The sequence below is a fragment of the Brachyspira catarrhinii genome, from assembly GCF_005518285.1.
GTDB lineage: Bacteria > Spirochaetota > Brachyspiria > Brachyspirales > Brachyspiraceae > Brachyspira > Brachyspira catarrhinii.
This window is the reverse complement of record NZ_SJDU01000082.1, coordinates 1-7,458: the sequence shown is the minus strand read 5'-3', so window position 1 is coordinate 7,458 and position 7,458 is coordinate 1. Positions and strand designations below refer to the sequence as shown.

Below are 7,458 nucleotides of genomic sequence, written 5' to 3'. Positions count from 1 at the left end.
TTGAAATTTGTCATTACGAGGTTTTGAGGCTAGGCTAAAGCCCACACGCTAAAGCGGGCAGTTGCCGAGTGAAGCGAAGTAATCCAAAAATGAAAAAATTTTAATTAATTTATAACTTAATATTTAATATAGGCATTATTTTATATTGATAATTATATAATTTAATGATATAATATTTTCTAAATATTTTAAGGATAAAAGAAATGGCGATAAAGAAAAATAACGGCAAAGATAATAACGGAACGGAAGAAAGGCAGTATTCAACGCTTACGAAAGATATACTTAAAAGAGTAAATCATATATCTATAGAAAACGAATTAAGAGAATCATATTTGACATATTCAATGAGCGTAATAGTTTCAAGGGCGCTTCCAGATGTTAGAGACGGTTTGAAGCCCGTTCATAGAAGAATATTATACGCGATGTATGACGCTAATCTCACGCATGATAAACCTTATAAAAAGTCGGCTGCCACAGTCGGAGAAGTTTTAGCCCGATACCATCCGCATGGAGATTCCGCGGTTTACGGAACTATGGTTAGAATGGCGCAAGATTTCGCTATGAGATATTTGCTTGTGGACGGACAGGGAAATTTCGGTTCTGTGGACGATGACCCTCCAGCGGCTATGCGTTATACCGAAGCGAGAATGACTCGTTTTGCCGAAGAGATGCTAAACGATATAGAAAAAGATACGGTTAGATTCGTTCCAAACTTTGACGATTCGAGAACAGAGCCATCGGTTTTGCCCGCGACAGTTCCTCAACTGCTCGTAAACGGAAGTATGGGAATTGCAATCGGTATGGCTACTAATATGCCTCCGCACAATTTAAGAGAGGTAATTAACGCTATTTCTTATTATATAGACCATCAAAACGCGGAAATAAAAGATTTGATGAAATATGTTCAAGGTCCCGACTTTCCTACCGCGGGAATCATATACGGAAAAGAGGGAATCAAAGAGGCATACACTACGGGAAAAGGAAGAATAAAATTAAGAGCGCGACTTGAAATTGAAGAGATAAAAAAAGACAGAGAGGCGATAATAGTTAAAGAACTTCCTTACAATGTGGTAAAAACTACTTTGCATGAAAAAATTGCCGAACTCGTTAAACAAGGAAAAATCGAGGGAATTTCAGATATAAGAGACGAATCGAGCAATAGAGCGGGAATAAGACTCGTAATAGAACTTAAAAAAGGAGTCGCCACTCAAATAGTTTTGAATCAATTATTCAAACATACAGATTTGGAAACGACTTTCGGAATAATAAATTTGGCTTTGGTTAATGGAGAGCCTAAAGTTCTCAATTTGAAAGAGCTTATTAAATATTTTGTAGACCATAGAGTAGAAGTTATAACGAAAAGAACTCAATTCGACTTAAATCAAGCTAAAGCGAAAGCGCATATTTTGGAAGGACTTTTAATAGCCCAAGCGAATATAGAAAAAGTCATTCAAATAATAAGAGAGAGCGAAAATACCGAATCGGCAAGAAACACTTTAATGAAAACATTTAAATTATCAGAAAAGCAAGCTCAAGCTATACTCGATATGCCTCTTAAAAGATTAACCGCTTTGGAAAAATTGAAAATAGAGGAAGAATTGAAAGAATTAAAAGAATTTATAGCCTATTGCGAAGATTTGCTCGCTCATCCGAATAAAATATTGGCGGTAATAAAAAACGAACTTCAAAAAATATCCGAAAGATACGGAGACGACAGAAAAAGCGAAATTATCGGAAAAACTAACGATACGGAAATAGACGAAGAAGATTTGATTCATGACGAAGATGTAGCCGTTTCTATAACGACTCAAGGCTTTATTAAAAGAGTTCCCGCTTCAAGTTATCGCACTCAGGGAAGAGGCGGAGTCGGAGTTCAGGGCGGAAAATCGCAGGGAGAACATTATATCGAACATTTATTTGTCGCTTCCACTAAAGATTATTTATTTATATTTACCGACAGAGGAAAAGCTTTTTGGATGAAAGTGCATGAAATTCCAGCTTTGACGAAATTGTCGCAAGGAAAAAGCGTTAAATTTATTCTTAATCTCGCTCCAGATGAAAAAATTACCAGCTATTTTACCGTATCCGATTTCGACCCTAAACAATCGATTATAATGGTTACAAAAAGAGGAACTATAAAAAAGATGGAATTAAAACATCTTGAAAACGCTAAAAAACGCGGAATATTGGCGCTTACTTTGGAAAATAACGATGAGCTTGTCGCTGTTTCGGCGATTCAAACGGGAGACGATTTCATTATGACTACCGATTCTGGACTCGCTTTGAGAATAAACGAGCAAAAGGTTAGAAATATGGGAAGAGCTGCGGGCGGAGTCAAAGGAATAACTCTTTCTGGAGACGATATTTGCGTATCTGGAAACGGAATTCATAAAGGCGAATCTTTAATAGTTATAACCGAAAACGGAATAGGAAAAAGACTATCTTCAAAACAGTTTAATGTTAAAGGCAGAGGCGGACATGGACAGATTTATATCAAACTCGACAATAGAACTGGAAAAGTCGTTAGCGTAAAAACGGTTGGAGACAAAGACGAGATAATGGTTGTGACTACGGACGATATGACTATAAAAATAAAAGCGAATTCTATTCCAGAACTTGGACGCAATGCAAAGGGCGTAAAAATAGTCAATATATCTGACGGCGCAAGAGTAAGCGATTTGGCTGTAGTTCCTTCGGCGGAGGATAAATAAGATTTGTCATTGCAAACAAACAACGGCGTGGCAATCCAAATAAAAAAGACACCGTAATAAATACGATGCCTTTTTTACGCTTCTTAATCGCAATATAAACTTAATTTTATTCCCAATCCTGATTGCTGTCTAAAGTTAATTGAATACTTAAACCATCGTCCGTTAAATGAGCGACCTCGCTTTCGCTTGACAAAGCATAACCGCTTTTTAATTTCAATGGACAATATAAAGTAAGATTAGCTCCGCTAAATTCTGGCGCTTTATAACTCACACCTGAAAAATATTTTTGATAATTTTCGGTTTTAGATAAGGATGAGAATACATTAACCCGAGCGGTTCTTACGCTTAATTTTATATTACCAGCGTTGCCTGCGCTCTTTACATTAAAATTAGGGTTGCCGCTTTTAAAAGATGCGGTTGAAAAATTAAAGGTAACAGGGACATTAGGAGAAGCTGGAACTTGAACTAAAACTGTTCCAATAGATTTGACCATATCTTCTACTTCCGTTTTGGTTATAAATTTCGCTTTATATAAATTGATTGTTACATTATATGTAGTTTTTTTACTCGTATTCGAAGAGTCGGTAAACCTGAATGTTATGGTATATTGGTAAGCCGTTGCCTCCGTTAAAGTCGCGTTATTGAATTTGGTTAAACCCGAAGTTGATAAAGTCAATGTTTTTGTGGATTTGTTATAGCTGAAATTGGACGCGTCTAAAGTCAATGTATTATTTGAGTCGCTCTTTACACTTTGAATTGAAACATCATAATCCGAAGCGCCATTAACTGCAAATCCTATAATTCCCTGAGAGTAAACGCTTGAAGAAGAATTTTGACTTATAACCGTTATATCGTAAGAATTGTTTGCTTCCACGCTTACTAATAAAGAACCTCCTCCTGTGTAGCCTCCCGTTGTTTTTTTATTATTACAGCTAATTGAAAATAATAATATTAGCAATAATAATGCGATAAGAAATGTTTTGAAAGAATTGTTAATTAGAGCGTAATTCACGCTTTGCTTTGCTTTGCTTTGCTTTGCTTAACGAATTTACAGTATACATATTTTTGCCTCTTTTTTATTAATCATTTTATTATAATAGTATATTTTTTATTTTTGTCAATAACTAAATTGAAAAATTTATTTTATAATTCAAATAAGGAAATGAATTTTTTAATTGTATATAAAATTAAATATCTATTTTTATTTTGACAATTTTATTTTATCTTTGTATAATGTATTAAATTAATATTAGAAAAGAAAAATTTATTATGAAAAAACTATTAATTATAATAACTCTACTAATAATAGCCGTGATTTTTGCGGGAACATTTGCTTTATATAACATAAGTCCAACGAGTAAATATAAAGAAATCGTATATTTTGAAATTAGGCAAGGCGAAGGCGCTAATTCGATTGCGAAAAAACTCGAATTGCAAGGATTAATAAGAAATGCAAAATTATTTTCTTTAATTTCCAAATATTTAAAATATGACAGAAAACTTTTAAGCGGATATTACGAATTAAACAAAACCATGAATATGATTGATATAATGAAATATATAAATAGCGGAAAACAGGTAATGAGCAAATTAACGATTACGGAAGGAAAAAATATTTACGAAATAGCGAATTATTTGGAAGAAGAAAATTTTACTACAAAAGAAGAATTCTTAAAATTATGTTATGATAAAGAAATATTGCAAAAATATAATATTCCCACCGAAAGCGTGGAAGGTTATATTTTTCCTTCTACTTATTATATCGTAAAAGGAAATCCGCCGATAGTATTGCTTAATTTAATGATAGATTCTTTATTTGAAAAATTTCCGAGAGCGGATTTTGAAAACCGAGCGAAAAAATTAGGTTATAGTTTGCATGAAGTTTTAACTATGGCTTCGATTATAGAAAAAGAAATGGGAGCTTTGGATGAACCTAAAATAATATCTTCCGTTTATTATAATAGACTGAAGGTAGATATGCGTCTTCAAGCGGACCCGACTACAATTTACGCGATGACTTTACAAAAAGGAGACGCTATAGAAACCGTAACATCCAGAGAGATAGCGGATGCGATTAGATTAATGCAAAGTCCTTACAATACTTATCTTAAAAAAGGACTTCCTCCATCGCCAATATGCTCGAGCGGAGTTAAGGCGATAGAAGCGGCGCTTAATCCCGCAAATACCGATTATTTATTTTTTGTAGCTGACGGAACGGGGAAACATGTTTTTACGAGAACTTATGAGGAACATATTAATAATATAAATAAATATATTTTTAATAAGAGATAATAAATTAATATAATTCTAAATTTATATATTGACTTTTTTATTAATTTAATTTACTATATTGCTTAATTAAGCAAATTTTGGAGTATATTTCATGAAATTCACTTCACTTGCCAATAAAATATTTATCTCAAAATTTCTTATATCAAACTATAAATTATGTTTACTATCTAAATACTTTTCCTTAAAGTATTTTTTCTATAAATATTTCAAAAAAATTAAACAAAAGGAGATTAAAGATGGAATTACATATAGGAAACTTTTATGTAAAAGACATCAAATTTGGAGAGAAAACCAAATTTGAAAATTCTACTTTAACAATTAATAAAGAAGAAGCTTTAAATATTGTTAAAGAAGACAAACATATCACCGAAGCCGACATAATTATAGTAAAGCCCGGCGATATGGTTAGAATAGTTCCCGTTAAAGAAGCCATCGAGCCGAGATGCAGACTTGACGGCAAAACTATTTTTCCGGGAGTTTTGGGTCCTATGTATAGGGCTGGAGACGGAGATATGCATGCTTTGAAAAACTGCAGCGTTTTAGCGGTTGGAAAGCATTATGGAGGATTCCAAGACGGACTAATCGACATGGGAGGCAAAGGCGCTAAATATACTTATTACTCCACTTTAATAAATGTATGTTTGGTAGCCGATACGGACGAGGAATTCGAGCGTCATGAACAGCAGAAAAAAAATAGGGCGCTTCGATGGGCTGGTATGAGACTTGCGGAATATTTAGGAAACGCTGTTAAAGAATTGAAACCTGAAGAAACTGAAACTTATACTCTTCAAAGTCTTACCGATTCTTCGAGAAACGGAAATTTGCCTAAAGTAGCGTTGGTATTGCAAGCTCAATCTCAAATGGAAAATGACGGATATAACGATTTAGTTTACGGATGGGATACAAATAGAATGCTTCCGACTTTAATGCATCCAAACGAAATATTGGGCGGAGCGGTTATATCTGGTTCTTTCATGCCTTGTTCCTCAAAATGGTCTACTTACGATTTTCAGAATTTCCCTATGATAAAAAAATTGATGTCCGAGCATGGCAAAACTATTAATTTTTTGGGCGTTATATTCTCAAATCTTAATGTGGCTTTGGAACAAAAAGAGAGAGCGGCTTTATTCGTAGCTCAAATAGCCAATAATATAGGAGCGGAAGCCGCTATAGTCGCGGAAGAAGGATACGGCAATCCAGATGCGGACTTTATAGCATGTATTGTGGCTTTGGAAGACGCTAAAGTAAAAACTGTAGGACTAACTAACGAATGCACGGGAAGAGACGGAGCTTCGCAACCTTTGGTAACTTTAGACGAAAAAGCGGACGCCATAGTTTCTTGCGGAAATGTATCCGATATGATAGACCTTCCGCCTATGCCTGTCGTAATAGGAGAATTGGAATCGTTAGCCCGAGACGGTTTATCTGGAGGATGGAGTAACGATGCCATATTAGGTCCTTCCGTAAGAAAAGACGGCTCTATCATTATGGAAAATAACGCTATGTTCTGCGGAGATATGGTAGTAGGTTGGTCTACTAAAACTATGGCAGAATTTTAATTAAGGAGAAAACAGATGCAAAAAGGTATTTTATATATAAATCAATTTTTCGCTGGTATAGGCGGAGAAGATACCGCAGATTACAAACCCGAAATAAGAGCGGAAAAAGTCGGTCCTGCGGTAGCCTATGCCAATCATCTTAAAGGCGAAGTGGAAATAACCCATACCATTATATGCGGGGATAACTTCATGGGCAGTAATCCTGACGAAGCGATAAATATAATTTTAGGCTTTTTAGAGGGTAAGGAATTTGACATATTTTTTGCGGGTCCTGCTTTTAGAGCTGGAAGATACGGAGTCGCATGCGGTAAAATATGCAAAGCCGTTCAAGATAAGTTTAAAGTTCCAGTAATAACTTCTATGAACGATGAAAATCCCGGCGTAGATATGTTCAGAAAGGATATGTATATATTCAAAGGCGGACCTTCAGCCGCAGCTATGGGAAAAGATACTTTGGCTATGAGTAAATTCGCTTTAAAGCTTTTGAAAGGAGAGGAAACTTTGCCAGCTTCCGAAGAGGGATATTTTGGAAGAGGCATTAGAAAGCAGATATGGAGAAAAGATAATATTCCAGCGACTGAAAGAGTAATGGATATGCTTCTTAAAAAGATAAAAGGCGAACCGTTTACCTCCGAGCTTATAATCCCTAAAAAAGAATTGGTAACCATAGCGAAACCCGTTACTAAAGAAGAATTATCTAAATTGCAAGTAGCGGTAGTGACGAGCGGAGGCATAGTTCCAGTTGGAAATCCAGATAGAATACAATCCGCATCTGCTACAAAATGGGGAAAATACGATATATCTGGCAAGGACGATTTGGTTGAAGGCGAATATATGACTATACATGCTGGTTTCGACCCCGCTGCGGCTAACGAAGACCCTGACAGAATAGTGCC

Annotated in this window: 5 protein-coding genes; 4 read left to right on the top strand and 1 reads right to left on the bottom strand. The window is 35.2% G+C overall.

Annotation, left to right across the window (positions count from 1 at the left end; translation table 11 throughout):
* Nucleotides 1-203 precede the first annotated feature (203 nt).
* Nucleotides 204-2,711, top strand: a complete 2,508-nt coding sequence (gyrA, locus tag EZH24_RS04620; protein WP_137997949.1) for a DNA gyrase subunit A — start codon at nt 204-206, stop codon at nt 2,709-2,711.
* Nucleotides 2,712-2,817: 106 nt separating this feature from the next.
* Here the strand turns inward: gyrA and EZH24_RS04615 are convergent, their stop codons facing one another.
* The gene (locus tag EZH24_RS04615; RefSeq protein ID WP_137997948.1) at nt 2,818-3,723 is read right to left on the bottom strand and encodes a hypothetical protein; all 906 of its coding nucleotides are present in this window, start codon (nt 3,721-3,723) and stop codon (nt 2,818-2,820) included.
* A gap of 257 nt (nt 3,724-3,980) precedes the next feature.
* Between EZH24_RS04615 and mltG the strand changes: the two genes are divergently transcribed.
* The 3 genes from mltG to EZH24_RS04600 form a co-directional block, all read left to right on the top strand.
* Nucleotides 3,981-5,003 carry an endolytic transglycosylase MltG gene (gene mltG, locus EZH24_RS04610; RefSeq protein ID WP_137997947.1) on the top strand — a complete coding sequence of 341 codons (1,023 nt, stop codon included), beginning with the start codon at nt 3,981-3,983 and terminating at the stop codon, nt 5,001-5,003.
* Between the two features lie 236 nt (nt 5,004-5,239).
* Nucleotides 5,240-6,562, top strand: coding sequence for a glycine/sarcosine/betaine reductase component B subunit (locus EZH24_RS04605; protein ID WP_137997946.1), 1,323 nt, complete (start codon nt 5,240-5,242; stop codon nt 6,560-6,562).
* A gap of 15 nt (nt 6,563-6,577) precedes the next feature.
* Nucleotides 6,578-7,458: glycine/betaine/sarcosine/D-proline family reductase selenoprotein B (locus tag EZH24_RS04600; protein ID WP_137997945.1), on the top strand; the 881-nt coding region annotated here is incomplete at its 3' end.